A 3,706-nucleotide genomic window follows, 5' to 3' on the forward strand; every position below is an offset into this window, starting at 1 on the left:
GGTGTCCAGAACCCAGATCGAAGGCGTTCGTTCTTCGCTGGGAGCTCATGGGTGGAACATTTGACATGGCATTGGAACCAAGGGTTCTGCTTAGTACGCTGCTTCGGCAGTTGGAAGGGTGGGGCCGGCGGGTCTGGTGTCTGCACGCTGTTGGGTCCTGAGGGGCCAGACGTTTTGTCTGAATCCTCTGGGCCTCTTGTCGTTTCCCCTTGTGGGGGGTTGCGTGAGGGGTACCGCCCGTACTTTGAGAACTACACAGTGGACGCGAGCATCTTTGGACCGATCCTTCGGGGTTGGTTCATGAAGATGATCTTAAAGATCATTAGTCAATTATTTGACGATTCGAACTCAATGTGATTTCAAGTCTTTAAGAGCAAACGGTGGATGCCTTGGCATCTGGAGCCGAAGAAGGACGTAGCAATCTGCGATAAGCCTCGGGGAACTGATAAGCAAGTTTTGATCCGAGGGTGTCCGAATGGGGAAACCCCGCTGGGCGGCGTGCCGACCTAGTGACTCCCGTCTGAATATATAGGGCGGGTAGAGGGAACGTGGGGAAGTGAAACATCTCAGTACCCACAGGAAGAGAAAACAACATGTGATTCCGTGAGTAGTGGCGAGCGAAAGCGGATGAGGCTAAACCGAGTGTGTGTGATATCCGGCAGGAGTTGCATGTTCGGGGTTGTGGGACTTTCCTACCAGTTCTGCCGAATTGGTGGCGTTACAGAAGCGTGTAGACGAACCGTCTTGAAAGGCGGGCCGTAGTGGGTGCCAGCCCCGTAGTCGAAACATGTGTTCTGGCGTGGAGAGGATCCCAAGTAGCACGGGGCCCGTGAAATCCCGTGTGAATCTGTCAGGACCACCTGATAAGCCTAAATACTCCCAGATGACCGATAGCGGACAAGTACCGTGAGGGAAAGGTGAAAAGTACCCCGGGAGGGGAGTGAAATAGTACCTGAAACCGTTTGCTTACAAACCGTTGGAGCCTCCTTAGTAGGGGTGACAGCGTGCCTTTTGAAGAATGAGCCTGCGAGTTAGCGATATGTGGCGAGGTTAACCCGTGTGGGGTAGCCGTAGCGAAAGCGAGTCTGAATAGGGCGATTCAGTCGCATGTCCTAGACCCGAAGCGAAGTGATCTATCCATGGCCAGGTTGAAGCGACGGTAAGACGTCGTGGAGGACCGAACCCACTTAGGTTGAAAACTGAGGGGATGAGCTGTGGATAGGGGTGAAAGGCCAATCAAACTTCGTGATAGCTGGTTCTCTCCGAAATGCATTTAGGTGCAGCGTTGCGTGTTTCTTGCCGGAGGTAGAGCTACTGGATGGCCGATGGGCCCTACAAGGTTACTGACGTCAGCCAAACTCCGAATGCCGGTAAGTGAGAGCGCAGCAGTGAGACTGTGGGGGATAAGCTTCATAGTCGAGAGGGAAACAACCCAGACCACCATCTAAGGTCCCTAAGCGCGTGCTAAGTGGGAAAGGATGTGGAGTTGCTTAGACAACCAGGAGGTTGGCTTAGAAGCAGCCACCCTTGAAAGAGTGCGTAATAGCTCACTGGTCAAGTGATTCCGCGCCGACAATGTAACGGGGCTCAAGCACGCCACCGAAGTTGTGGCATTGATATTTTTGGTAGGCCTTCGTGGTCCAGCCGTATTGATGGGTAGGAGAGCGTCGTGTGGCCAGCGAAGCGGCGGTGTGAACCAGCCGTGGAGGCTACACGAGTGAGAATGCAGGCATGAGTAGCGAATGACGTGTGAGAAACACGTCCTCCGAAAGACCAAGGGTTCCAGGGTCAAGCTAATCTTCCCTGGGTAAGTCGGGACCTAAGGCGAGGCCGACAGGCGTAGTCGATGGACAACGGGTTGATATTCCCGTACCGGCGAAGAACCGCCCAAGCTAATCCAGTAGTGCTAAGTATCTGAATCCCAGTGACTGATCCCTTCGGGGTGACGCTCTGGGCCTAGCGTACGAACCCGTTCTGGTGCGGCTAGCGTATTAACAGGTGTGACGCAGGAAGGTAGTCCAAGCCAGGCGATGGTTGTCCTGGTGCAAGTGCGTAGGCCGAGAGATAGGCAAATCCGTCTCTCACATAGGCTGAGACACGATGCGGATAAAAAGTGGATGATCCTATGCTGCCGAGAAAAGCATCGACGCGAGGTTCTAGCCGCCCGTACCCCAAACCGACTCAGGTGGTCAGGTAGAGAATACCAAGGAGATCGAGAGAATCGTGGTTAAGGAACTCGGCAAAATGCCCCCGTAACTTCGGGAGAAGGGGGGCCTTCGACGTATTAGGACTTGCTCCGAAAGCGTTTGGAGGCCGCAGAGACTAGTGGGTAGCGACTGTTTATTAAAAACACAGGTCCGTGCTAAGTCGCAAGACGATGTATACGGACTGACGCCTGCCCGGTGCTGGAAGGTTAAGAGGACCGGTTAGCCGCAAGGCGAAGCTGAGAATTTAAGCCCCAGTAAACGGCGGTGGTAACTATAACCATCCTAAGGTAGCGAAATTCCTTGTCGGGTAAGTTCCGACCTGCACGAATGGCGTAACGACTTCCCAACTGTCTCAACCGCGAACTCGGCGAAATTGCATTACGAGTAAAGATGCTCGTTACGCGCAGCAGGACGGAAAGACCCCGTGACCTTTACTACAGCTTGGTATTGGTGTTCGGTGTGGCTTGTGTAGGATAGGTGGGAGACTTTGAAGCATGGACGCCAGTTCATGTGGAGTCATTGTTGAAATACCACTCTGGTCACTCTGGATATCTAACTTCGGACCGTAATCCGGTTCAGGGACAGTGCCTGGTGGGTAGTTTAACTGGGGCGGTTGCCTCCCAAAAAGTAACGGAGGCGCCCAAAGGTTCCCTCAACCTGGTTGGTAATCAGGTGTCGAGTGTAAGTGCACAAGGGAGCTTGACTGTGAGACTGACAGGTCGAGCAGGGACGAAAGTCGGGACTAGTGATCCGGCAGTGGCTTGTGGAAGCGCTGTCGCTCAACGGATAAAAGGTACCTCGGGGATAACAGGCTGATCTTGCCCAAGAGTCCATATCGACGGCATGGTTTGGCACCTCGATGTCGGCTCGTCGCATCCTGGGGCTGGAGTAGGTCCCAAGGGTTGGGCTGTTCGCCCATTAAAGCGGTACGCGAGCTGGGTTTAGAACGTCGTGAGACAGTTCGGTCCCTATCCGCTGCGCGCGTAGGAAGTTTGAGAGGATCTGACCCTAGTACGAGAGGACCGGGTTGGACGAACCTCTGGTGTGTCAGTTGTTCCGCCAGGAGCACCGCTGATTAGCTACGTTCGGGATGGATAACCGCTGAAAGCATCTAAGCGGGAAGCCGGCCTCAAGATGAGACTTCCATACCTTCGGGTGAGAGGCTCCCAGCCAGACTACTGGGTTGATAGGCCAGATGTGGAAGTGCGGCAACGCATGCAGCTGACTGGTACTAATAAGCCGATGACTTGATAACACCTCGAATCAACAATGATTGATTTGATGCTACGCGTCCACTTTGTGGTTCTCGATGTACGGTCGAGAACCCTACAGGCACCACGTGTGTCTTTAGGTTTTTGTATGAAACATCAATAGTGTTTCGGCGGCCATAGCGTGAGGGAAACGCCCGGTTACATTCCGAACCCGGAAGCTAAGCCTCACAGCGCCGATGGTACTGCAGGGGGGACCCTGTGGGAGAGTAGGACACCGCCGGACTTCTT

General features: G+C 54.0%; 2 rRNA genes. Both read left to right on the plus strand.

The features are described 5' to 3' along the window. Positions 1–357 precede the first annotated feature (357 nt). Positions 358–3,462, plus strand: a 23S ribosomal RNA gene (locus ACFCYE_RS17845). Positions 3,463–3,584: 122 nt separating this feature from the next. Continuing rightward, positions 3,585–3,701: ribosomal RNA gene (gene rrf / locus ACFCYE_RS17850) — 5S ribosomal RNA — on the plus strand. Positions 3,702–3,706: the final 5 nt, after the last annotated feature.

Origin of the sequence: Microbacterium sp. NPDC056234 (assembly GCF_042267585.1) — a bacterium.
Taxonomy (GTDB): domain Bacteria; phylum Actinomycetota; class Actinomycetes; order Actinomycetales; family Microbacteriaceae; genus Microbacterium.